The 25934-nt window shown below is 42.8% G+C and carries 14 protein-coding genes; all 14 read right to left on the bottom strand.

What is annotated here, in order from left to right; genetic code table 11:
- Positions 1–13 precede the first annotated feature (13 nt).
- On the bottom strand, positions 14–3592 hold the full coding sequence (locus tag K7X70_RS15780; RefSeq protein WP_222537961.1) for a SusC/RagA family TonB-linked outer membrane protein: 3579 nt from the start codon (positions 3590–3592) through the stop codon (positions 14–16).
- 296 nt (positions 3593–3888) lie between these two features.
- Entirely contained in the window at positions 3889–5025 is a 1137-nt protein-coding gene (locus tag K7X70_RS15775; protein WP_222537960.1) for a FecR family protein, read from the bottom strand.
- 68 nt (positions 5026–5093) lie between these two features.
- The gene (locus tag K7X70_RS15770) at positions 5094–5654 is read right to left on the bottom strand and encodes an RNA polymerase sigma factor (RefSeq protein WP_222537959.1); all 561 of its coding nucleotides are present in this window, start codon (positions 5652–5654) and stop codon (positions 5094–5096) included.
- A gap of 247 nt (positions 5655–5901) precedes the next feature.
- Entirely contained in the window at positions 5902–6681 is a 780-nt protein-coding gene (locus K7X70_RS15765; protein ID WP_255607310.1) for a sterol desaturase family protein, read from the bottom strand.
- Positions 6682–6683: 2 nt separating this feature from the next.
- Complete coding sequence (locus K7X70_RS15760) at positions 6684–8969, bottom strand: Gldg family protein (protein ID WP_222537958.1); 2286 nt, start codon at positions 8967–8969, stop codon at positions 6684–6686.
- Between the two features lie 11 nt (positions 8970–8980).
- Positions 8981–11758, bottom strand: a complete 2778-nt coding sequence (locus K7X70_RS15755; protein ID WP_222537957.1) for a M16 family metallopeptidase — start codon at positions 11756–11758, stop codon at positions 8981–8983.
- A 1-nt stretch (position 11759) separates the two neighbouring features.
- On the bottom strand, positions 11760–14396 hold the full coding sequence (locus tag K7X70_RS24445; protein WP_255607309.1) for a MutS-related protein: 2637 nt from the start codon (positions 14394–14396) through the stop codon (positions 11760–11762).
- Positions 14397–14398: 2 nt separating this feature from the next.
- Positions 14399–16669 carry a Gldg family protein gene (locus tag K7X70_RS15745; protein ID WP_222537956.1) on the bottom strand — a complete coding sequence of 757 codons (2271 nt, stop codon included), beginning with the start codon at positions 16667–16669 and terminating at the stop codon, positions 14399–14401.
- A gap of 3 nt (positions 16670–16672) precedes the next feature.
- Positions 16673–17596 (bottom strand): ABC transporter ATP-binding protein, encoded by a 924-nt coding sequence (locus K7X70_RS15740; RefSeq protein ID WP_222537955.1) that lies wholly within the window; start codon positions 17594–17596, stop codon positions 16673–16675.
- Between the two features lie 130 nt (positions 17597–17726).
- Positions 17727–19172, bottom strand: a complete 1446-nt coding sequence (locus K7X70_RS15735; RefSeq protein ID WP_222537954.1) for a RagB/SusD family nutrient uptake outer membrane protein — start codon at positions 19170–19172, stop codon at positions 17727–17729.
- 18 nt (positions 19173–19190) lie between these two features.
- Complete coding sequence (locus K7X70_RS15730; protein ID WP_222537953.1) at positions 19191–22508, bottom strand: SusC/RagA family TonB-linked outer membrane protein; 3318 nt, start codon at positions 22506–22508, stop codon at positions 19191–19193.
- 354 nt (positions 22509–22862) lie between these two features.
- The gene (locus tag K7X70_RS15725; RefSeq protein WP_222537952.1) at positions 22863–24002 is read right to left on the bottom strand and encodes a FecR family protein; all 1140 of its coding nucleotides are present in this window, start codon (positions 24000–24002) and stop codon (positions 22863–22865) included.
- Between the two features lie 92 nt (positions 24003–24094).
- Positions 24095–24673 (bottom strand): RNA polymerase sigma factor, encoded by a 579-nt coding sequence (locus K7X70_RS15720; RefSeq protein WP_222537951.1) that lies wholly within the window; start codon positions 24671–24673, stop codon positions 24095–24097.
- A 127-nt stretch (positions 24674–24800) separates the two neighbouring features.
- Positions 24801–25781: a BtrH N-terminal domain-containing protein gene (locus tag K7X70_RS15715; RefSeq protein ID WP_222537950.1), complete on the bottom strand. Its 981-nt coding sequence runs from the start codon at positions 25779–25781 to the stop codon at positions 24801–24803.
- Positions 25782–25934: the final 153 nt, after the last annotated feature.

Below are 25934 nucleotides of genomic sequence, written 5' to 3'. Positions count from 1 at the left end.
TATCTATTTGTTATTAAAATGAAACCTGGATACCGCCCATATAGATTCTTCTGGAACCCTGAACACCATTATCCGTATCCGCATTACCGTTGTAGTTATTTCCCAATACTCCTGTTTCAGGATCTGAATAACGGTTTTTAGCCGATCCGAAAGTCAGCAGATTATTTCCAGTCAGGTAAATACGGGCAGAGGTCATACCCAGTTTTTTGCTAAGTTCTTTAGGCAATGTAAAGCCTAGTGTCAGGTTCCTCAGACGTAAATAGCTATTGTTGAACACATAAAAATCTGAAGCCCTGCGGGTATCTGCATAATTGTCGTTCGACCATTTTGGGAACATCGCCTGATCACCAGGATTTTTCCATCTGTCTGCTACCAGGTCTGGAATCACACCTACTCCACCACGCAATGCAGTACGCTCTATATAACCGTAATCAAACATTTTGCCACCCAAAGAGTAGTAAAACATGATAGAAAGGTCAAATCCAGCATAGTCAAAGCTATTGGTAAATGATCCATAAGCTTTAGGCAATGCCGATCCGCCATATTGATAATCAGCGGTGGTTACTTGAGCATAGTTCTCAGTGGTTTTCCAACCTCCAGCACCATCCTTAACCAGGTAACGCATATTTCCATTATCAGGATTCACACCTGCATTTTTCACCATAAAGAAATCATAAACAGAGTGTCCTTCTTCCAGTTTATAAGTTGCGGCACGGTTGGCGAAAGTAAATGCTCCACCAGGAAGATAGGTCACTTCATTTTTCAGGGTAGAAATATTGGCATCAATTCTCCAGCCGAAATCTTTGCTACGGATCAGCTCCGCACCCAGACTTACTTCAAAACCACTATTGCGGATATTACCTAGATTGGTGTTTTTTCCGACGATAGCACCTGCTTGTGCAGACAGTGGCAATGGTTTTTGATATAGCAATCCAGATGAATTACGGGTATAATATTCTACTGTACCGGTAATCGTTTTAAAGATATTGAAATCAAGAGCTACATTCAGCAGCTTGTTACTTTCCCACCTCAGCTCTGGCGTAGCCATCGCGGAAGGACGTAATCCTGGATTTCCGTACATAGGATCATCCTCATATACCCCTTCGTAAGCATATAATGTTTCAGAACCCGGACTACCATCTCCATTTCTGGTGGTTAGTTTATCGTTTCCATTGGTACCATAACTCGCGCGAAGGGATAAGTTATTGATCCATTCCGTATCCTTAATAAAGTTTTCGTTAGACATTCTCCATGAACCACCTACCGAGTAGAAATAACCCCAGCGGTTGTCAGGATGAAAACGGGATGAACCATCACTTCTAATAGAGGACGACAGGTAATATTTGTTCTGGAAGTTATAATCCACCTTACCAAGGAAAGAGAACAATCCATAACGGTCTTTTTGAGAACCATTGGTCCAGCCTTTAGTCGTAGAACTCAACTCATATTGCCCAATTTGCATGATCCCTTCTCCATAAGCAGTGTTGTACAAATAATTGTAATTGTACAATTCCTGTCCGGCTAGCGCGCTAAAATTATGGTCACCAATCGTTTTATTCCAGGTTAATATGTTGTTCCAGGTTAAAGAAGTATTATCCGCATTACTTCTGGTAGCATTACCACCAGAGGTCAATACAGAAAGCCCGTAAGGCGCCATCTGTCCGGAGCCATGAACAGCCGAACCATATAAAAAGTACTTGGTGCTGCTGTTATCAATACCTAAACTTGATTTAAAATTCAGATCAAAAGGAAGTTTAACATTTGCAAAAAAGCGGGTAGAAACAAGGCTGGCCTGATTGTTATTAAAATCTTCATCATTTGGATTGTTCCAGTAATCACCGCCATTGTTCATTGGGTGAATACCAAAGAAGTTGTTGACATAAGAGCCATAATCGAACATTCTTTTACCGGTTTTCTCAGAGTATACCCAATCGTTATTGTCAATATTTCTCAACCATGGCGAAGACATCGTAGTCGTGAAAATCTGCGCACGCATGGAACCCGAGGTATTTTGTTTTGAGCTGCTGTAAGCGATACTTCCACCCAGCTGCAACCAGTCTGTTGCTTGTGTGGTCACATTTGTTCTAAAGGTATAACGCTTGAAATACTGGTTACTCGCATAACCTTTATCATCTAGGTAAGAACCTGAAATCAGATAATTTGTCTTCCCATTACTGCTGGCCCCACTCACATCCAAACCATAATCCTGACGCAGTTTACGGGAATACACTGCCCCATTCACATCATAATCTGAAGGATCCCATACCATTTGCAGGTTAGGGTTGAGGTATGGATTTCCATTTCCATCATGTAGTACATAGTTCTCATTGATGTGTTTAAAAGGAGATACATAGCTAGATTGTCCGGCAGAATTGGTCACTGCTTTTAAGATTTTACCCAGTACATTGTTAGATGCCCAGTTTCCGGCATTAGCTTTTGTCATTCCGTATTTGTAAAACTGATCGTTGTACATCCCTTCCCAGGTATACAGCAATTGCTGCGCTGGATCGGCCTTCACGGGATTTCCAATCGCATTGTCTGAGGTTCCCCAGGCAGAGCGGAAATTGATTTTTGGAATGTCTGATTTTCCTTTCTTTGTGGTGATCATCACTACCCCATCAGAGGCACGTGAACCGTAAAGTGAGGAAGCTGCAGCATCCTTTAATACAGAGATCGACTCGATATCACTTGGTGAAATGGAATTCAATTCTCCGTCGTAAGGCATTCCATCCAGTACATATAATGGTTTAGAGGCTCCGCTCATCGAGCTGATCCCACGGATCTGAATACGGGTATTCCCTCCAGGATTACCTTCATTATTTACTACATTGACACCACTTCCCATTCCCTGCAAGGATTCAGCAAAACTTGAACCTGGAACTTTAGCCAGTTTTTCGCCACTGATCACCGCAACAGAGCCTGTGAAAGTTGATTTTTTTGCAGTACCATAAGCTACCACAATCACATCATCCAATCCTTGCTCCTGGCTGGACAATTTCACATTCAGCTGTCCCTCGCCATTCCAAACCACTTCCTGTGAAACGAAACCCACATAGGTGACCACAATGATGTCCCCCTTCTGTGCCCCATCCAATACAAACTTGCCCTCTGCATCAGTAATGACGTGCTTAGTAGTTCCTTTGATCGCAATCGATGCGCCCGGTAAAGGATTTCCATCTGTATCTTTTACTACGCCGCTTAACCTGGCGATAATTAGCTGATCCATCCGCAGCACAGCAGCTGGCCGCTTGATGATGGTCACCATCTTGTGGTCAATCGTATAAGTAACAGGTTGATTTCTAAAACACGCTTCCAGCGCCGCTTCAAGACTCACATTCTCTACATTGATGCTAATTGGTTTAGACAAGGCAATGATTTTATCGCTGAACACGAAATCAACGCCGCTCTGTTTTCTAATCTCGTTTAATACCGTCGCCAGCTTCACACGCTCGTGTTTAAGCGTCACATTCTGTCCATAAGTACTCGCACTTACCTGTAGAATAGCAGAAGTTAACAAGACGACCATCAGTTTAATTCGCATGATCCATTTATTTTGATTTACCGCACTGAGCCTGCTAAAAACAGGATTCATCCACAGTGAAATTTTGGCAATAGCAGTCCCTTGCCTGCATAGGCTTTTGGTGTAAAATATCATATATTTACATCGTGTTTAATCAGTTAGTTGCCTGCACCTCAAAATTTTCAGGGCAACCTACATCAGTTCATTAATAATTGTTATGAATTACCCGGTTCTCCGGGGGCTAGTAGATAAGCTGAAACACCGGCCGGAAGTGGTGGTACACTTTCGGCCATTATTTAACTTATATCTTCCAGGCTTAGGGATCTTGTTTGTAGTTTTTTTTCATTTGTTTGGTTGGTTAGTTGAATTTATGTGGATTGATTTTTTACGATGATCTTATTGCCAAGGACATCAAATTTTAGTCCGGCCGACTGTAATGCCTTCAGCAATACAGATATGTTCTTACTTCTGGATACTTTTCCGGTAAATGTGCCTTGCTGATCTACACCGCTGGCATAAACTACCTGCACGTTATACCACCTGGAAACACGCCTCATCAGGGATATTAAAGGTTCCGACTGGAATATAAAATCTCCATTCTTCCAATCTACCGCCTGGTCTACATCTACTGCAGCTACCTGAAGCTGTTTCCCTGCTGAAACAGCTTGTTCACCTGGTTTTAATACCCGCGCAAGGACACCATCTTCCAGGCTTAATTTTATACTGCCTTCCAGCAAAGTTGTCCTTTGCTCAGGCTCATCAGCGTAAGCGTTTACATTAAATTCAGTCCCTAAAACACGGATCTGCTGATGGTTTGTGCTGACCACAAACGGACGTTTCTTGTCTTTAACGACTTCAAAATAAGCCTCACCTGCCAGTTTCACTTCACGCAGTGCCGTATTGGAAAAAGATACTGGATAGGTGATGGAAGAAGCGGCATTCAGCCAAACCATGGTGCCATCAGGTAAACGCAGCTGGTAAGATTCGCCATTGGCAGTAGCAAGTTTATTGACCGCATTCGGATCTCCATTCTGCTGATCTTTTAATTCATAGATCAGTTGTCCATCAGCAGTTTTTGTAATACTTACCCCAGCCTCAGTGGCCAGTTCGCCTTTCACATCACTGCTGAGTACAATCTTTTTGCCATTGGCCAACGTAAGCGTTGCTGCATTTTTCCCCGGACTGATGTCGTGATAGGCCTGCTGCTCTTTTTCCTCCTTCGATTTGCTGCTGAACCAAAAATAACCAGCGCCAATCATCAGTATCACTGCGGCAGCCGAAGACAATCTTTTGAATAGATTCAGTTGATAACTTTTTCTGCCAGCCGGAAGTCTGTTCCAGATTTCCTCTCCAATTCCCTGATCGGTCTCTGCAACCGAATCATCCATTGCAGCAGCAGCTGCCAAATTATACAAATACTGAACCGCAGCAATCTCTTCAGGACTACAGTTGCCTTGCTGGTATTTTTTAAGCAGTTCTTCTTGTTTTTTGTCTAATTGGTCCATCGGTCAGCAGTTATCTAGCGTTGGTTATAGGTATAACAACTCAGGATGGCCGAGGATGTAGATGAAAATTAAAGAAATGTTAAAAAAACATGAAGTTTATTCTTGAGGATATTCAAAGCATTGCTAACCTGACGTTTAACAGTTAAAGAAGAAATGTTCAGCTCTTCAGAAATTTCGCGGTGTGTTTTAAATTCTTTCCTGCTCAGCTCAAATATCTGCCGCATTTTTGGTGGGAGGCTTTGGATGCCCGCTTCGATCAGCCTTTCAAAATCGCGTTCAATCACCAGTTCGTCTGGCAAGGTCACTCCAGGATTTTCCAGCACAGCCTTACGCTGCTCGGCATACCTGGCTTCTATTTTAAGGTGTTTCAATTGGTTGAGGATCCTGTTTCTACAGGCGGTATACAAAAAACCTGCTAAAGGGGGCTTGATCTCCGATTTCTTCGTCCATAGCGTGGTAAAAACCTCTTGTACCACATCTTTTGCTTCCTCATCATTTCTCATCATATGACAGGAATGACGGTACAATAACTGCCAGTAGCGGTCGTATATTTGCCTATAAGCTCGCTGATCTCCTGACTGAAATGCCTTCAGAAGTTCATCATCGCTTAGCACTAATGACTGACTCATAAATCCCCCTACATTTTTTTGTAACAATAATAATATATTTTCCGCAGATGTCAGTAAAAAGCCGGTGTTTTATTCAGCATTAAGGGCTTTAATTTTACCGCTTTGCCAGATATCTGCCTGATAATGGAGCATACTGAAGTTTGGAATGGGCATAAAAAAACCGAGATTGAACAATCAATCCCGGTCGGTACAATCTATGATATTTAGGGGAGGTAAACATCATTTAGAGGACACCATTAATAAATGATCATTGCGGACTGGATTCTCCAAAACGCTGCTGTTGAATCCTGTCGTATTCCTTCACATAATCCGGATGTTCCGTCTTCATCCACCGATCCCATACCCGTAAGTACAGTCCGTAATTGCCTTTGAATTTCAAATGATGGAAATTATGAAAGGTGGAAGTATTGACAATCTCGAACAGGAAGGAGTTCCGGAATCCTTTCGGCATAATTTCGTAGCCCAGATGGCCATACACATTGATCACAAAAGAGGAAAGGGCAAATAACCCCAGGGTTAAAGGGTGTAATGGCATCACAAAAACCAGTACAATCATTACCCCTCCTTCTGCTATCGCTTCCAGAAAGTGAAAAGAATAGGAAGTCCAGGGAGAAGGGTTGGTACTCTTATGGTGCACCAAATGCGTGAGCTTGAACAATCTTTTATGGTGCAGGATCCGATGCATCCAGTAGAAATAAGCATCATGCACCAGCAGGCTGAGCAACAGACTCACCGGAACCCAAATCAATGGATAGTCATGGATATCGGTATAGACTAAAGTGTAAGGCCTCAGTCCATCCGATAAAGCAATAATTGCAGTAATAGCCAACATCGCACTGGATACAGAAGAGTGCAGCATTTCCCGCATAAAATCAAGCTTGCCGGCCAGCCTGCTTTGAATTTTATTTCGCAGCAGGCTTTTAGGAAAAAGCAGGTAAAAAACTAAAAAAAAGATACCTGCAATGACAAAATAACGGGCTATAGTGAGTAGAAATGCTACGCTGAAACTTTCTAGAAAATGGTCCATATTTATTTACGTTTTCTACGGATTAAAGTCATCATCCCGGACAGGAACATGATTCCTGGGATAATACCATAATACAATACCTGCATTGTTTTTACACTGCCTTTACTGAGTGTGGTGCTATTGTCTTTAGGAAAAGGACGGCTTGCATCCACAGGAAATTCCCCATAGCTGAACCAGCTGAATATCCTCGTGGCAAAATAGCTGTTCAGCGTTCCAAGATTGCGTCTTCCTGCCTCTGCATTACTGAAAAAATCAGCATCTGCGGCAACAATGATGCGCTGTTCTTTACTGCTTACCTGCCTGGTCAGCATTAATGCGGTTGGAAAGGCCCCCTGTTCATCTCCTGATTTCGAATCAACGGTTAAGGCCGCAGAATCCAGGACAAACTTTCCCTTTTTGATCCAGCTGCTTTGCGCATCGGTCATCAATAAAGGATGAATCGCAAAAGCCCCGCCCTCTTCATAGCTTAAAGTACCGGCACTCGGCATGGCTACAATGGCTTTCTGCTGAAATAAAGACTGTAGTTTCGGATCCATGGCCACAGCCCCCGGCGCTAATGCAGGCGTCACCAGATCATACGAATAATCTTTACTGCGCTGAACAAGCATTCCGTTCTCCATTTTAACGCCAAGGGATTCCAGCAGCGGATTAATCACCTGCTGTTTACCTGGTTCGCCAACGATCATCAGGTTTCCTCCTGCAGCAATATATTGTTGGAGTTTAGCTTTTACAGTAGCACTAAAGGCCACTTTCGGATCCGCAATCACCAAGGCAGCAATATTGGCTGGAATAGCAGACTCTTCCAAGGCAACAGTATCTATATCAAAGCCCTGATTGATCATGGAAGATCTGTTGAGCTTATCATTAATGAGCATTTGATAATCCCTGTCGCCTAACTTATCAATACTGCGCTGATAACCATCAGTTGCAAAAACGATCTTGGGAATAGGTTGTATCAGCCTCTTTAATGCGGCACAAGTTTCTTCTTCATTTGGCCAGAATTGCGGATCAGGGAATGTACGCAGAAAAGTAGTCTTACCTTTATATTTTAACTGCATGACCGCACGCGCATTTTCCCCGGTCAGGTCTATTTCTTTCCTGATTTGTTCCGGCCTCTTAAAATTCCGAAGATTTAACTTCTGCAATTTTGCCAGCTGTACAACGGCCTCCTCAAAGGTCTTATTGTACTCTTTAAGCGTAGCCGTCATCCCGGGAATGCTGTCGTAATAATAAACCCACTTCAACTTTATATTGGGTTTAAACCGTAAATAAGGCTCCCATCTGGAAATATTTGAAATGCGCCTTGATGGAGTAATCTCCCAGTAAGAGCCCTCCATTCCATTGATGTAAGTAGTCAGCTCAACAGGCTCATCTCCCATCTTTTTCAGGATCTCCTGACTGGCTTTGGTAATGGTATTCACTTGGGTTCCCGTCACATCATCATACGCAATCATCGACTGCCTTGAACTGACATAGGTAATGGTTAACCCAATAACAACAATGATTGTATACCTGAATACCCGCTGAAAAACTGATTTTGATTTCCTTTCCAGCTCCAGCTTGGTGATGGTAAAAGCAAGGAACATTCCGGTGATTGCCAGATAATAAATCACATCCCTGCTATTCAGCAAACCGGCCATCATACGTGCTGCACGAGTTGGCATGGAAAGACTATGCGTTAAATCCCTGATCACATCATACTCCTGCCCTACCTTCCCAATATAGTTCATAAAGGCCAGCAGTACAAAAGTACTGATCGCTGCAACGGCCTGGTAAGTGGTTAAACTGGATACAAAAATCCCGATAGCGGCATAAGCAGTTAGCAGTAAAAATGCAGCAAACAAAGCGACCAGGATATGCGGATAATCAAAAGCAGGGATAAATGTAATCCCAGCCAATACGAATAAGCTCATTACCCCTATAATGACCAGGTTATAAACCAGCATCGCTGCAAATTTCCCATACACCACCTGGCTCAGTTTTACCGGAGAAGAATAGAGCAGTTTGATACTGCCAGAACTGATTTCTCTGCTAATGATGCCCATGGTGATCAATGGGATATACAGGTATAAACTATCTAAAATCCGGCTCAGCAGTCCCAGTGCGTTAGGATTCGTAAAGAGGTCTCTGGTTAAAAAAGAGAAGTTACCTCCTTTTTCCAATGGAGGGAGCGCTGCTGTAAAATCGACACTCATCTGTACAAAGAGTATGATCATCAGCAACCATGCAATTGGGGAATAAAATAGCAGGCTGAGTTCCAGCCTGGCTATTTGTATGATTTTCTTCATAGCTTGAATCGTTATTTTTTTTCTGGCATCAAGACCAGCCTGATGTAATTCTTATCCTGAATAAAAGTTGCCGCAGCTTGCTGCACAGATTTCACCGTAATTTTATTCAATACTGCATCGTAGTTATAAAACTCAGTCAGTGGTTCTTTATTCATCTCCTGACCAAGGAGGTAATCCAACCAGAAATTATTGTTGGTAGATCCGGTTTGAAGCGAAAGCTTACGGGCAACCTTAAACTTTTGGAGGTTCTCAGCAGAGGGACCGTTAACTTTCATCTTATTGACCTCATCCTGTGCCGAAGCAATGAGCTTTTCTACATTCTGCGGGGCACAATCAAAAGAGATCGTCAGACTAAATCTGTTTTTCAGGTACTTGGTCATGTTCATTTGCACATTGGGGGTATAAGTCCCGCCTTCCTGATCGCGTAGCCGCTTATTGAGACTGATATTCAGTGCATCAGCAAGGGCATTCATCTGGATGGTATTTTCGAGATTATAATTGAAATCACCGGCATAGACCATCATTACACTTGCCTTTTGCGTAGCGCCATGGTATACTGTTTTAGCAATATGGCCTGAAGGAATATTAATCCCAAGATCGCTGGCCTTTTCTTTCCGTCCTGTAGCAGGTAAGCTGCCCAGATACTTCTCCAGCAATGGTTTTATCGTCTTTTCATCTATATTTCCAACAAAAACGAAGGTAAAACCTGAAGCATCTGCAAAGCGTTCCTGATAAATCTTAAAGGCTTTATCAAGGTTAATAGAGGCGATTTTAGCCATGCTTTGTGGTGTTCTGCGTACATGATGGCTGGCCAGCACTAGGTTTACTGTATCTGCAAATACCTGATTGGGATCATTCGCTTTATTAGCGAAGGTTTCCCGGGTTCTGCCGATCAATGTCTGATAAGCTTCTTCACTTTTACGCGGTTCCGTAAAATAAGCATACATCAATTCCAGCGTTGCGGGCAGGTCCTCTTTCGTTGTGCTTCCACTAAAACCCTGGTAGTTATCCAGAATAAATGGAATCAGCTGCACCTGCTTTCCTGCGAATAATTTACCCAGCTGTAAAGCATCATAATTACCGGCACCACCAGCAGCAATAATATTTGCCGCACTGACTGCATTTTGATAATCTTCATCGGAAGATAAGGATGCACCACCCTCAGAAAACCCTTTAAAGAGCACCTGGTTATTCTGAAAATCTGTTTTCTTCAGGATCACTTTGACCCCGTTACTCAACGTAATTTTTTGCAATCCAGCTTGTGATAAATCCTCAATCTCGGTGATTTTTCCGGCTTTAGGTTCCTTTTTAAGCAGCGGAAGGCTCAATACATCATCCACGAATGGTGGTAGGTTTTGCGCATAAACCTCTTCAATCCAGGTTTGGATGGCTGCTTCAGTTGGCAAAAACACTTTATTAATCGCTGATGACTTCACAACGATATCTCTATCCGTCTGCTTCAGGTAAGTTTTCATCATTGCATTGACCTCCTTTAAACTGATCTCTGGAAGCAACTCATTTGTCAATTCATATTCTTTGGCGATGCCAGCTGCAGCACTGCCAATCAGGAAATTTTGCAAATAAGGTTTGATCAGGTCTTCCGAAGCGGTTTTATCTTTTTCCTGCAGGCTTTCGGAAAGTTTCAGCAAGTAACTTTTTTTCATGCGGTCTAGCTCAGCTTCCGTAAATCCTTGTTCTTCTATTTTACGGAGCTCCAGCCATACGCTTTTCAAAGCAGGTTCCATTTCCGCGGGCTTAGTCGTAATATTCACATAAAATGAATTCAATCCACCCATGATAGGTGCAATCCCCACAAGAGGCATTTGTCTGAACCTTGCGGCCAGCATTTGAGCAAACAAATTTTTCAATAGGTCAGCCCGATAATCTGCTGCTGTAATGACCGTATTTCCCTTTTGTTTCATGACTATTTCCAGGGAAACACCACCCAATTCCAGGTCTATAAATTGCATGTATTGGTTTTTACCTGTAAGTTCTGCGCGATAAACTGTACGTTCTTTCTCCTTTTCAGGGTTTTTCAGGTCAGAGAATTTAGCCTTGATCTCTTTTTCCATCTGATCCACATCAATGTCACCTACCACCAATAAGGCTTGCAGATTCGGTCTGTACCAATCTTTATAAAAACTAAGGATTTCTTCAGGCGTTACCTTTAACAGTACTTCTTCCGTACCGATTGGCAAACGGGAGCCATAACGCGACTGGTTGGTATACAGCGAAATAGTCTGTTCCTGTAAACGCTGGGTAATTCCCTGGCGAACGCGTCTTTCTTCCAGAATGACATGACGCTCACGTTCTACATCTTCCGGTTCTATGTTGGCATCCTGCGCCCAATCGCGCATCATCTGTAAACCGTTGCTCAGCAGTTCTGGATTATCCGATGGCAAAGGCAGCTGGTATACCGTTTCATCAGGAAGCGTAGTCGCATTGATGTCTGCACCAAACCGCACACCAGATTTCTCCAGGTATTCAGACAGCGCTTTTTTAGGAAAATGCTTTGTTCCGTTAAAGCTCATGTGCTCTATAAAATGAGCCACTCCCCTTTGCTGATCCGTCTCCAGGATAGAACCTGCTTTTACAGCCAGGTACATCATGACCCGTTTTTCTGGTGTTTTATTTTTACGGATGTAATAAGTAAAACCGTTCGGCAATTTTCCGGTACGCAGCTGCGGATCTAATGGCAGTGCCTGGGTATCCAATTGCGTTTTGCATGCGAATGGGATACATAATCCTGCGATAAAAAGCAGGCTTAAAGGTTTATATTTAAATAACATATTAATTACGGATGAGGTCAACAATTTTTTCATTTTCAATGATGATCATTCCCTGTCTGTCGCTGGTAATTCCAGCTGCCAGGGTGTATGGATAAGTAGGTACACCATTTTTCATCACCGTTGGTAAGAAGGAGAACTGCACATTCTGACAGGCTTTACCTAAGGCTTCCCCTACTTCAATGATGTGTGTAGAGATCACAAAGAAACTGTTCCTGTTTTCCGCAAAAGCCTGCGTCACTGCCAGCGTAGCATCATAAGCATCTTTTACATTGGTTCCTTTAAAAAGCTCATCAAACAGCACATATAAATTGAGTGATTCGTTGACCGCCTGTGCGACCGTTTTGGTGCGCAATACTTCTGCATAAAAATGGCTATAACCCATGTCCAGATTATCGGAAACATTGATAGAAGAGAACAGCCCATCCTTTACAGAGAACCTCATTCTTTTTACCGCTACAGGAAAACCCATGTGCGCGAGGTAAACCGCAATCCCCATAGATTTCATGAAGGTGGATTTGCCGGCCATGTTAGCACCGGTTAAGAACAACACATTGCGATCAGCAGTTAAATGCAGGCTGTTGCTGATTCCATTTTTTAATCCCGGGTGACGGAAACCTTCCATATCCAGGACCATCTGTTCAGCTGGCAAAGCTTCCGCATACACGAAACCTTGTTCAGCTGCAACCGCAGCTACACCCACAAACACATCCAGTTCATAAATTAATTTCAACAGGATTTCCATCTGCGCCATCATCGAATGGCGAATCACATAGTCATTGCGGATCAGCTGCTTTAAAGAAAGCTGTTCATCTGGCGCATTTAAAATATCCTCCAGCCTCTTGTCCTTAAAAATCTGCGCTGCATTATCCAGTTCTTTTTGGTAAACGGCCACATTCCCTTTCTCCGCCAATTCCTTAAAGAAATCGCGGAAAGACTGCAGCACTTCAATAGTGACCGACTGCCCTGCCTGTAATTGCAGCAATTCGGCATCATGAAAAAGGACTTGTTTGATTTTTTTAGCAAAGATGCTCCAGGCTACCGCTGGTAAAGCTGCTCCTGCACCGCCCGACAAGTAATCTTCCATAGATTCTACCTGTGAACGGATCACAGGAAAGATCACCCGATGCTGCTGAAAAAATGCAAAAACCGAACTTCTTTTATTGATCTGCTCCGGAGTAGTTAATGGCCGCGCAAACATACCTTCCAGTTCCTTTTCGCCACCTCTGGTTTGCAGGTGGTTAAATAAGCTGTAAATAGATTGCTGTTTGAATTTCCCCTGAAGGTTTAAGTCATCTGCCGTTTGTTTATCTGCATTAAAATTGCTTTGTGTTCTCCTGCTTTGTTTTTCATGGCTGATCAGTTCTAAAATGGCTTCATTATTAATGATGATCATCCCATGGCGGTCGTCGGTAATCCCTTCCTTTAGTGTATAGGTATACACAGGTTTGCCATTTTCCATACGCGTAGGCAGGTAACGGAAAATCATATTGCTGCATTTCTGCTGTAATACTTTCCCCGCTTCCATGATATGCGTGGAAATCACAAACAGCGAATGTGGTTTACTGGCAAAAGCTTCCATGATGGAAATCGTTCCTTCGTAAGCATCCTTCACATTGGTTCCCCGGAAAAGTTCATCAAATACGACAAACAGGTTTTTTCCCTCACCAAGGGCTACTGCTACCTTCTTTACCCGGAGCACTTCTGCATAGAAATGGCTGGCGCCCATGGCCAGGTTATCTGGTAAATTGATGGTGGTATACATCCCATCGCAAACAGAGAACTCCATGCTTTTTGCCGCAATGGGGAAACCCAGGTGCGCCAGATACATGGCAATACTCAGTGACTTCATGAAGGTGGATTTCCCCCCCATATTGGCCCCGGTTAGGAAAACAATGTTACTATCCGGTGTCATCGTTAAGGAATTCGCCACCGGCTTGTGCAGCAAAGGATGGTATAGCCCCTGTAGTTCTAAGCGATTGGCATCCCGCTTTAAGGCGGTTGCAAAATGGTACCCACGTTCTTCTGCCACCTTTGCGATAGAACAATACACATCCAGGTGATAAATATGCTGGAGTATTTTTTCCAGCAGGTCACGCTGCTGGAACCTTAAAATATTGTCGTACTCTACGATTTTCCCTGAGGAGATTTTGCCTTTTCCATGGTCGCTGAAAACGAGTTCCAGCGCTCTTGAATTGAGGAGCTCCAAAACCTTCTCTACTTCTGCTCCGTAAGGATTTTGGGCTACTTTAGGCTGAAGGTCCTGCATAAATGCTTTCAGCCCCTGCAAGATCTCCACTAATGCCGTCACACTTTGTGCCGCAGCCTGGAAATCAGCCATGCTAAAACCCTGGTTAGACAGTCGGCTTCGCGGCTCGGTATTGGCAAGGTACCTTTCTGCCTCCTCAAAACGATTCCCCTGTAAAGGAAAAGCCAGTTTACTTCCCTGGAAATACCGCAGTATAGCTACACGTTCATTGATCAGTTTTTCATCAGAAAGTGGATTCCTGAACAGCTCCTCCAGCAGGGCAGCAGCACCCTGCGTATAGGTTTTATTAAAAATATGATAGATCGAATCGCTCCCCGATTTGGCGAAGATATTCAGATCATCGATCGTTTGTTTATCGGTTATAAAGCTCATAATTATTTACGTTTTCTTCGGCTAAGTAAAATCATTCCCAGGATGAATATGGCACCCGGAATCAGCCCATAATACATGATCTGTATCGTTCTCAACCCAGCCTCGTTCAGCTCTAGTTTATTGTCTTTAGACTCAATTTTGGTCATATCTACTGGAAATTGATCATTAGCAAACCACTTAAAAAGATGGAGTACAAAAGCATTGTTCACAGTGGCCAGATTTCCCCTATTCATTTCGTTATTGCTCATGAAATCGGCATCTCCGGATACCATAATCCGCTGTTCCTTTTGGTTCAGCTTTCTGGTCAGCATCATCGCTGTCGGGAAAGTACCTTTCTGGTCACCATTCTTCGCCTCAAATGCCAGGGCAGCTGAGTCCAGCACAAAAGTTCCGGCTTTGATCCAGCTCTTTTTATCATCGGTTATCAATACAGGCTGGGCATTAAAGATGCCCTTGTCCTCTATTTTTAATGCGGCTACGCCTGGCATAGCGACTACCTTTTTATCCTCGTACTGCTTCTTTAATCCAGGGCTCATCACCAGGGACGCTGCCCCTAAAGTTGGCGTCACCAGACCATAAGAGTAATCTCTGCTGCGCTGAACGAGTGTCCCGTTGCTCATTTTGAGTCCCAGCATACTGAGAACTGGGTTGATCACCTCTTGTTTCCCTGGTTCTCCGGCCACCAACAGGTTTCCACCCGCTGTAATATATTTTTGAAGCTTTGCCAATGCATTCGGGCTGAACTTGACTTTCGGATCAGCGATCACCAACGTGGCAATGCCAGCCGGTATCTCTGCATTTTCTATCGAGAGGCTGTCGATATCAAAACCATGATTGATCAAAGCGGGCCTGGAAGCTTTGATATTAAAAAACTGCTGGTAGTCGCGATCACCAATCTTGGCAACACTACGCTGATAGCCATCCGTCACAAAAACAATTTTCGGCGGAGTCACCAGCAGTCGTTTTAATGCGGCTGCAGTTTCTGCTTCTTTGGCCCAGAATCCAGCATCAAAAAAGGTCCGTAAAAAAGTGGTTTTGCCTTTGTATTTCAACTGTATCACCAAACGGCCATCTTCTCCGCTGAGGTCTACCTGTTTACGGATAGCTTCTGGTGTCAGAAAGTCTGCGGTATCTACTTCCAAATACTTTGCCCTTTCGGTAAAAGCCTGAAGGTCGAAACTGCTGTTATAGTAAACCCAGTTTAACTTAATATTGGATTTAAACCGCAGATAAGGCTCCCAGCGCGCAATACTTGAAATGCGATTTTGAGGAGCGCCATAGTTATAGCTATCGTCCATTACGTTGATGTATTCTGTCATTTCAATAGGTTCATCACCCATTTGTTTCAGGATTTCCTGAGTAGCCTTTACCAGCGTATTGGATTGGGTTGCCGTAGCATCGTAGTAAGCAATCAATGGTTGTCGGGAGCTGATATAAGCGACTGTTAAACCAACGATTAAAATAAGGGCATATCGTGAGACCTGCTTTGCGAGAGACTTTGAATTCCTGGCCAGTTCTAGTTTGGCAATGGTAAATCCTAGAAAAATACCGCAGATCACCAGGTAATAAATTACATCCCTGCTGGTCAATAAACCGCCTACCATTCGCTCTGCGCGACTTGGCATGGAAAGGCTATAGGTCAGGTCACGAACGAAATCTATCCCCTGTCCGAATTTTCCGATATAATTCATAAAGGCCAGTACGGCAAAAGTGCCAATCGCCGCAATCACCTGATAAGTAGTTAAGCTCGACATAAAGATGCCGATAGCCGAATAGGCGTTCATTAACAGGAAGGAAGCCAGCATCGCTACCAGAATATGGGAATAATCAAAATGCTGCACAGCGGAAGCACCAGCAACTACAAAAAGACTCATGAGCACCATCACTATCAGGTTATAACCCAACATTGCCAGGAATTTTCCATACACCACCTGACTAAGTTTTACTGGTGAAGAATACAGCAGTTTGATTGTTCCTGTATTCATTTCCCGGCTGATGATCCCCATTGTAATGAGCGGCGTATACAGGTATAAACTGCCCAGCATCGTAAGGAATATACCTACAGGAATCGTGTCCGTCCCAATCATGATGGTGAATAGTCTTTCTGATATCCCTGTAATAGGAATAAATTCCTGGAGATACTGTATTTCGGAGATGGACGACAAAAATGCGAGTGCCATCTGCAGAAATAAAACCAGGATCAGCAACCATGCAATCGGGGAATAAAATAGCAGACTGAGTTCTAGCCTGGCTATCTGTATAATTTTTTTCATAAGCTATTTAGAGATTTTAGACAGTTGGGCAAAAGTTTCATCTAAAGAGTTTTTCTCCATATTGAGCTCCCGTAAGCGCCATCCCTGTTTTGCACTTTCCAGCACCACAGCTTCAGAAATACTGCGGTCGCCATTGAAATAGATCCGTAATTGTTTTTCCGTGAGGAATTCTATCCTGATCACCCCTTCTATAGCCATCAATGCAGCTTCTGCCGGTGCATTTTCCAAGGTCAGCAGCATGCTGTGCGGGGCAATATAATTGTCAAAAGCTTCCATCGTATCCGCAAATACAATCCTTCCGCTTTCAATCATGACAATATCTTTGCAGAGGTACTGAACTTCGGTTAGGATGTGTGTAGAGAGAATAACCGCACGTTCTGTGGCAATGTCTTTAATCAGTCCGCGTACTTCCAGAATCTGGTTCGGATCCAGGCCATTTGTAGGCTCATCAAATACTACTAATTTTGGTTGATGGACAATGGCCTGAGCGATGCCCACCCGCTGTTTATAACCTCCAGATAGATTCTTGATCAGTCTTTTGCTGATGTGGGTTAAACCGCAGCGTTCCTTGACTTCCTCCAGTGCTGATTTTAATTGTTTATCTTCTATTGAACGTAAAATCGCTGCATGCCTCAGGTATTCATCCACCGTCAGGTCCATATACAATGGAGGAGTTTGCGGCAAAAAGCCGATTTCCTGCTTGGCCAATTCCGGCTGCTTACTCAGGTCAATGCCATTGATCATCACCTTTCCTGTGGTCGGTGTGAGTACCCCGCAAAGGATATTCATGGTAGTAGATTTACCGGCACCATTGGAGCCCAGAAGGCCAACAATCCCACTTTTTGGAATTTCGAAATTGATGTCACGTATAGCCCAGCTGGTACTATAACGGTGCGAAAGCCCGCTGATACGAACGATTGGTTCCATAGTTTTTATTGAGTTTGATAAGTTATTGTTTTGGTTCAGTCGTCATCTTCAGACAAAGGGGTTCCCGCTCCGCAGTTTTACTGCAGGTATTCCCCCTATTTTACCAGAGATGACGGCTGTATGTTAAAAATTAGTAACCTGGATTCTGCGTCAGGTTTTGGTTGGCAATAATTTCTGTTTTTGGGATGGGGTAAATCAACTGATCACTTCTCCAGGGCTGCTTAATTGGCAATGCTGAGAGCACATTTTCTGCGCGCCCTGTTCGCTTGAGGTCAAAAAACCGATGTCCCCATTCTGCAAAAAGTTCGATCTCTCTTTCATGTTCAATGGCCTGGATGACTGCTGTTTTAGAAAGTCCGGCAGGCAGATCATCCAGACCGGCGCGATGACGGATCACATTCAGATCGGCAATCGCCGAGCCTAAAGGCATGTTGGCAAGTGCTTGTGCTTCTGCACGGATCAGGTATTGCTCAGCCAATCTTAAGACCATATAATACTCGGTCATACTACCAGTACGTGCATTGTAGCTGCCGACTTTATATTTATAAGGGTAGTAAATTTCCTGACCTCCAGCGGTTTCATTCCAGGTCCAGGCTATTTTTCGCTGATCATTTGCTTCAAAATCATTTTTCAATTCCTCCGTCATATGGAAAAAAGGGCGGTCGTTAAGAATGGTTGCTTTGTTGGCAACCAGGGTATATCCTTCAGGAGTTGCTTTACCATTTGCAGGAAGGTCGCCTTGCTGCAATTGCCAGATGGCTTCCTCACTATCGATTAAGAAAACATTGTTTAAATCTTCCGGCAGTTTGAATAATGCAGATTGACTGATCAATTCAGTAGCCTGGGCTGCAGCATTTGAGTAATCTCCTGTATATAAATAGACCCTGGCCAATAATGCCGTTGCAGCCCATTTAGTAGGCAAAATCCTTTGGCCGCCTGTGCCAGAAAAATTATCCGGCAACCGGGTTTTAGCCTCCAGCAGGTCTTGAATCAGCTGCGCGTAGACTTCCGCTTTTGGTGTCCTTTTCATGGTAGCGGTTTTATTGAAATCTATCGTCAGCGCCATAGGCACATCGCCAAAAAAATTAAGGAGGTAGAAATAAGAAAATGCTCGAACAAATTTGGCTTCTCCAATCAGTCTATTTCTGACATTATCGTGCAATTTGTCAGAAACTGAAGCTTCAATGCCTTCTATTACGGCATTACAACCATAAATGGCATCATAAGCAGTAACCCAGATCATTGCTGCTGAGCCATCATTCGCAAACAGGTTATTGGTATTATAAGCATAATAAGACCCCCCTGTAGAGATTGTAATCAACTCATTACCAGACATCCCTCCAAATATCGTAGACATCCCCGCCGCAAAACCCTGAATTCCTGTAGCTCCTTCATAGCCTTTGTTGATCATGCGGGTATACACGCCAGCCATTGCAGAGTTTGCCTGCGCATCCGTGGAAAACACTTTTTTTGTGGTCACAGAACCTGTTGGCTCCGGGATGCTGACCCATTCTTTACAGGAAGCCAAAGCCACTGTCAGCATGATTACACTATATAATTTTAGATTTCTTTTCATCTTCATGTCATTATCAGATTAAAATTGTGCGGAAATACCAAATACTACTGCTTTTGCCGGTGGAAGCGCTCCAAAGTTTTGAACAGAAGGATCCAAGCCCCTTCCTTTACTCAGTACAAAAATATTTTGTGCATTGGCATATACATTCAATGATTTTGCACCCAGTTTTTTAGAGATTCTCTTATCGAATTGGTACCCGAAGGAAATATTGTTCATTCTCAGATAGGAAGCATCCTGGTATTGACCATCAGAAGCAAAAAAGTTGTTGGTACTGTCATCACCGGTTAATGTGGTTGGTTTTGCATATAAGGTCTGGTCGCCCGGCTTCTTCCAATAGTTACCAAATACATCAGCAGATTGGTTGTGCATACTGCCTAACAAACTTCCGCTGTTATAATCCGGATTAATACCGATTTGCTGTCTATATTCAAAAAAGGCACTGATATTGAAATTACCGTAACTAAAAGAAGTCCCGAAACCACCGGAAAACTTTGGCGTCATGTCAACAGCCACAAAACGATCGTCATCACCAGTACCTGGTTGTTTGGTATTGTCGAAGCCAATAACCCCATCTTTATTATAATCCTCGAACGTATATTTCCCTGTTTGTGGATCTATGCCCGTATAATGTAATAGGTACAAGGAATTTAGCGATGCTCCCACTTTAAAAAGATTCACATAAGGCGTAAGTTCTATTCCTGGGTAACTGGCTAGTATATTGGTATTCCGAGCGCCGTTAAGACTCCAGTTCCATTTTATTTTATCAGTTTTGATGGCTTCGATATCTGCTGAAAACTCCCAGCCTTTATTTTCAAGCAAAGCCGGCCAGTTGGCGACCACACTTTTAAAGCCACTAAAAAGTGGTGTTGGATACTCTGTCAGCTGATTACCTATGCGTTCACGATAACGAGAAATCTGCAGGTTGACACGGTCTTCCCAAAAACCTAAATTTAATGCACCTTCCAGTTTCTTCGCTACCTGCCACCTGTAGTCTGGGTTTACTGCCAATAAGCTGACCAAAGGCGAAACACCATTATAACCAGGGAGTGGTATTGAACCTGGCATATTACTTGCCCATTGAGTAAGGTACTTATAGTCACCAACGGCATCGCTGCCTGTTAATCCGTAGCTTCCTCTCAATTTAATAAAACTGATCATTGCAGGAAGTCGATCCTTAAGCCAGTTCTCATTTGATATGATCCATGCTGCTCCGATAGATCCAAAATTACCAAACTGTTTTCCGGGACCAAATCGCGATGATCCATCTCTTCTGCCATTGATATTCAGGATATATCTGTCCTTTAGGTTATAGCTTAGCCTGCCAAATATTGCGGCATATTTATAATAACCTATGTTGTCATAAATCAATTTAATAGGAGCCAGGGCAATGTTCTCCAAAAAATCGTCTGTTTCGTACCCAAGACCATAAACACCACCAGTCTTAGTGCCGTCTTTTTGTAAACTAGCGCCCAACAACACACTGAACTCACCGCCAAATAAATTTACATTATAATTTAGCTGAGGTTCGATAATCCAGTTGGAATTATTGGTACTTCCCGAAAATGCAGCTCCTGTTGGGCTGCTTAAGGGATCCATACTGGAAATCGGGTTGTAAAAACGGTTGGTATTATAGGTAAACGTATAACCCAGATTGGTAGCTAAAGAAAGGTTATTTGCGAGCTGATAATGCAGATTCACGCCCATTTTCATCAGATTCGTATTGGAAAAATAGCCGGATTCCAGGGATCCGAAAGGGAAGTAAGAACCATCCGTACCTCTACCCCAGGCCTTAAAATTCAAACTGCCATCTTCTGCATAAATATCAGGAGCATTAGGTGCCACAGTAACCGCATCAGGTGTACCAATGGTTTTTACTGCTGAATAAGTATAAAGGACATTTGCATTGATTCTGAATTTCTGCTCCATAGCACTGTGAGCCAGATTAAGAGCCATCGAGGCATTCTGATTGTTTCCTCCATTGGAAAGAATCTCTTCCGTCCGGCCATAATTACCGGAGAAAAGAAACTGTGTTACCTGATCACCACCGGTTAAACTCAGCGAAGCATTGGTTTTTTTACCCATATTGCCCCATAGTTTATTTTGCCAGTCGGTATAACGATTAGGATCATAAAGTGTTAAATCAGGTGCATTGACTACCGTTGGCACGATGTTATCATTTGCAAATGCATCTCTTCTCAGCTGAAGATATTGTTCTGTGTTTAACATATTGTAACGCTGTGTCACATAACTGAGTCCCTGTGAAGTATTCACTGAAAGCGTAGTTGCTCCAACTCTTCCTTTTTTCGTGGTGATGAGAATTACGCCATTTGCGCCTCTTGAACCATAGATAGCAGTCGCATCACCATCCTTCAAAACTTCTATGCTCTCGATATCATTCGTACTGATATTAAACAGTGGACTCTGGCCTCCTGTGTAAGAAAATCCATTTTGAACCACACCTGCAGAACCTTTGTTATAATCTGATCCGGCACCAAGTTCTATATTACTGAGTGGAACACCATCTATGATATACAATGGATCAGACACAAATCCTGGATTAATGGCTTTTCTTCCCCTGATTTCTACTTTCACAGGACTTGATGCATAACCATTGGTCGGCGTTACGATCATTCCTGCAACTCTGCCTGAAAGCGCTAGTAAGGGATTGGTGACCGGCTGTTTTTCCAGTTCCTTCGCACTGATCGTTACAATATTTCCGGTAGAGATTCTTCTGTTGGTTTTTCCATAAGCCATCACCTGTACTTCATCCAGCTTAGAAGTACTCAATTCCAGTTTCACACCCAATAGATTTTCAGTTGCCTTAATTTCTTTGGTCACATAGCCCATAAAAGAAATCTGTAATATGGCACCGTCCGGAACATCCTTTAATTTAAACTGCCCCATCCCATTGGTGGTCGTACTTCTATTACTCCCCTTAATGGTGACCGTAGCTCCCGGCAGCAGGTTGTTATCATTGTCCAGCACAATCCCAAATACCTCATTACCCGAAAAAACGGCAGCTACTTTATCCAGAATTGAAGGTTGCTTCTGTTTAATGACAATGATCTTATTTTCAATAGAGAAATCAAGCTGCTGTCCTTCCAGGCAAAGTCTCAGAACCTCTTCTACTGCTGCATTTTTCACATTAATGCTGACAGATTTTGCGCTGTTTAAGGTCTTCACCCCAACAAAAACATCATAACCACTTTGCCTTCCTATCTCTTCCAGAACGGTTTCAATAGTGGCGTTGGTTTTGTTCATGGTAATTTTCTGTGCAAAAGTAGCCGCAGTCACCTGAGTCAGGCTCAGGATTAATAACGCTGTAATTAATTTCATCACAAGAATTGTATTTATCCCCCATAACCTATAGCCAGTTGCCGGATATTGATCTGGCCGGGCTGACTCTAGGAAATTATCCTTGTAGCCCGAAGACTCACAAAAATATTTTGTAAAATTTGTATACATTTGACATGTTGGTCTGTACCGGAAATGCCCTGCTTTCAGAGGCTACAGGCAATCCGGTAATCATAAAATTTGTTAATTCATTATTTTGTGCCAATCAGGATTAGACAGGAACGGTTCGAACGTTCCTGTTTTCTGATTTACCTGAATCTGACTAAGGGTCGCGGTGGTTTCTCTTTTTCATGTGGTTGGTTTGGTTTAGGTTTATATAATTAAGGGTGGGAGATTTTAATTGGACATGACCGTTATGGTGCGGCCATTAATACTGAACTTCACTTGCTCAGCACGTTCGATCATCTTTAGCACTTCAGAAACATTTTTCTCTTTTGAAACAATACCCCAGAAAGTAAGGGCCGCAAGCTCGTTTCGATTACCCGAATACACCACATCTACATCGTACCATCTGGATACCTGACGCATAATGCTTTCCAGGCTTTCATTATTGAATCTAAAATATCCTGTTTTCCAGGCGACCGCATCTTTGAGATTTGCCGGTCTGACCTGCAGCTGCTGCTGTATATTCAGTACTTCTTCACCAGGCTTAATTACCTTTGAAAGTATGCCATTCACCAAACTTACCTTTACCGCTCCTTCCAGCAGCGTAGTTCTGGTACTATTTTCGTCTGTATAACTATTGATGTTAAAGTGTGTTCCCAAAACTTCGACCTCTTGTGTGGCGGTTTTTACCACAAATGGATGACGCGGATCTTTGGCCACCTCGAAATAGGCTTCCCCAGTCAGTTCCACAGCCCTGTTTTTTAGTTTTGCAAATGAAGCTGGATACTTCAATACAGAGGCTGCATTTAACCAGACTTTCGTTCCATCAGGAAGTTGTATCCCATAGGTCTGACTTTTAGCTGTAGAAAGTGTATTCCACTTATTAGCCGCAGCATTTGCCTGATCTTTTATTTCATAAATTAATTGTCCGTCTTTAGTCTTGGAGATTTCAATCCCTGACTGATCTGCCAGTAAACCAACTTTAGCATCAGACAATTGGATTTTTTCGCCACTAGCCAGGGTTAGCGTAGCGGTCTTTTGTCCTTTAGAGGGAATGTCGTTGGCGTAGACAGGAGCAGCCGGACTGTTTTTATCCATGTAAGAATACAGGCCTGCCCCAACTACGATGAAGATCGCCGCAGCGGCTGCCAGTCGCGGCCAGAGTCGGACCTTTTTAGGCTCAGGATATTCCAGGCCAAGTCCAGCCCCTACCATAGTCAAATCAGCTGTTCTTTCTGCTAAAGATAAATCCTCATGTAAGGTGCCCTCCTGATAAACAAGGTACCAGCTTTCAATAAAAGCGATCTCTTCTTCAGTGCATTTACCTGCTTTATATTGATCTAATAATTTTTCATAATCTGCTTCATGCATATTGATTTCAGATTGTTTTTTCCCCCAATCTAATACCAAGACGGTTAAGTCGGGCAGAACATGCAGATGAAATGAATATTTTTTTATTTTATTTAATACCTGATCAGAAAAGCCAGGTAAGCGAAAAGGCCTAACCTCGACCTCAGTATCTTTAAAGCATTAGAAATCTGCCTGTTGACCGTTTTCTCAGAGATCCCTAATTGAGCGGCAATCTCGCTATGACTGAGGTAAGTTTTCCTGCTCATCTCAAAAACAATCCTCATTTTTTCAGGTAACAGACTAATTTCTGCTTCTATAGCTGCGGATAATTGCTTTTCCCTGATGCGGTAATCAGGCAAAACCGTTCCCTGTCCGACAAAGTTCTTCATCGAATCCACATATTTGTCGCGTACCTTCTGTCTTGAAAAATGATCAAGAATACTGTGTTTTAAAGAAGTATAGAGGTATCCTGAAAGGTTGGTATGGATATTTATACCTTCTTTTTTTGTCCAAAGCATGGTAAATACTTCCTGTACAATATCCTTCACCTCCTCTCTATTCGGGAGTTTTTTTATTGCATGGTGATGCAGAATAAACTTATACCTTTCGAATATTTCCGTATAAGCTAAACGGTCACCAAGCTGGAGGAGCTGTAACAATTCTAAGTCGGAGCGCTTAGCGTAGTTTTCCATTAATAATTAGCTTCCGGGAGTAATATGAGTTAAATTTTCGATCCAATAATATGTAAATAATTTGGGAAAGCTCGAATTATCTGGTTGATTCAGCTAAAATTTTTATTCCTAGCATGCGCATTAGGGGCTATATCGTGGCCAATACTTCCATTGCGTTCTTTTCCTTACCTGCTATTATTTTTAATATTTCCGATGCTTCCTGAACATATTTAATATCTTTTGTTTGACTTATTTTTTCAAACAGTTCAGAGAGGAATGTCCAAAGCGATGCAATTTCTACAAACGCCTCATGCCCTGCCTTAAGTTCTTCAAGATGAAGTAGTTCGTAACTTTCTTTTAAGAAATCACGATATAAGTTTCTAAATAAAGCGCCGCCAGTGCCTGCTTTTTCCATCAGCATGGCCACTGTCTTAAAGTCATTCTCTATGGTTTTACTGGTATTAAACCACTTGATAATTTCGGAACTTGTTTTGTAGATTCCTTTATAGCCAATATTCGTAATTGGTGGATTGAGGTATTGATGTGCATTACTTCTTATAGCTGCAGGAATTGCTGTTTTCAGATCAAACTTTTTTGAGGACAGTTCTAAGGTATAATACAGATTTTTAGAGGACATTGGGCCCTTTTCCGCTCTTGCTAAGGCCAAACTTTTCAAAGATGTTTTTACTTGACCACCTTGCGCCTTCGTGTCTACTAAAAAAGCATGGTTATGATCATAACCATAAATTGCAGCATAATGCCCAGCAAAATGAAATGGTCTTGTAAAATATTCCAGATGAAAACAGTCTAATTTTAAACCCACAACTTTTCCCTTATCAAGGAGTGCTTTTACATTTTCCCAAGCCTTTTGAGTGGAAGAGGTTTCTTTAACGGTCAGCACCAGATTTAAATTCCTCGAGAGATGCTCAGTTAAGACATCCGGTTTTACCCGCCCACCAATAAAAGGGAAATTCATTGATTTCATCTTCCAAAAGATAAAACCAAGTCCCTCTCCTAAACCAAAGAGCATGGGTTCAGAAAGCTGAACATTGAGCTGTCGGAGCAAAGTTCCGGTTGCAGTTGTTTCACAATGCTCTCCCTCAAACGGTTTTAAGTTCTCTATTTTCATATTGATTTTTACCTCCTGAAAAATACAAAAGTTTATTCAATGTTACCTGCCCTGATTAGGCTAGCGAGGAAGCAGATCAGCAACAGCTGAAGTATAATTTATGATGATCTCCCAGAAGATTGGCACAAGGCTTGAAAAAGCTGGAGCAAAAAA

Origin of the sequence: Pedobacter polysacchareus, from assembly GCF_019802255.1 — a bacterium.
In the GTDB taxonomy this organism is placed as follows: domain Bacteria; phylum Bacteroidota; class Bacteroidia; order Sphingobacteriales; family Sphingobacteriaceae; genus Pedobacter; species Pedobacter polysacchareus.
Note: the sequence above shows the minus strand (reverse complement) of the source record. Positions and strands in the feature narration are given on the sequence as shown.

Bases quoted from the DNA above. Each gene is read 5' to 3' on its own strand.
- K7X70_RS24445 (WP_255607309.1), bottom strand. From the start codon at position 14,396: ATGAGCTTTATAACCGATAAACAAACGATCGATGATCTGAATATCTTC.
- K7X70_RS15745 (WP_222537956.1), bottom strand. From the start codon at position 16,669: ATGAAAAAAATTATACAGATAGCCAGGCTAGAACTCAGTCTGCTATTT.
- K7X70_RS15730 (WP_222537953.1), bottom strand. From the start codon at position 22,508: ATGAAATTAATTACAGCGTTATTAATCCTGAGCCTGACTCAGGTGACT.
- K7X70_RS15760 (WP_222537958.1), bottom strand. From the start codon at position 8,969: ATGAAGAAAATCATACAAATAGCCAGGCTGGAACTCAGCCTGCTATTT.
- K7X70_RS15720 (WP_222537951.1), bottom strand. From the start codon at position 24,673: ATGGAAAACTACGCTAAGCGCTCCGACTTAGAATTGTTACAGCTCCTC.
- K7X70_RS15775 (WP_222537960.1), bottom strand. From the start codon at position 5,025: ATGGACCAATTAGACAAAAAACAAGAAGAACTGCTTAAAAAATACCAG.
- K7X70_RS15735 (WP_222537954.1), bottom strand. From the start codon at position 19,172: ATGAAAAGAAATCTAAAATTATATAGTGTAATCATGCTGACAGTGGCT.
- K7X70_RS15770 (WP_222537959.1), bottom strand. From the start codon at position 5,654: ATGAGTCAGTCATTAGTGCTAAGCGATGATGAACTTCTGAAGGCATTT.
- K7X70_RS15740 (WP_222537955.1), bottom strand. From the start codon at position 17,596: ATGGAACCAATCGTTCGTATCAGCGGGCTTTCGCACCGTTATAGTACC.
- K7X70_RS15715 (WP_222537950.1), bottom strand. From the start codon at position 25,781: ATGAAAATAGAGAACTTAAAACCGTTTGAGGGAGAGCATTGTGAAACA.
- K7X70_RS15765 (WP_255607310.1), bottom strand. From the start codon at position 6,681: ATGGACCATTTTCTAGAAAGTTTCAGCGTAGCATTTCTACTCACTATA.
- K7X70_RS15780 (WP_222537961.1), bottom strand. From the start codon at position 3,592: ATGAATCCTGTTTTTAGCAGGCTCAGTGCGGTAAATCAAAATAAATGG.
- K7X70_RS15755 (WP_222537957.1), bottom strand. From the start codon at position 11,758: ATGTTATTTAAATATAAACCTTTAAGCCTGCTTTTTATCGCAGGATTA.
- K7X70_RS15725 (WP_222537952.1), bottom strand. From the start codon at position 24,002: ATGCATGAAGCAGATTATGAAAAATTATTAGATCAATATAAAGCAGGT.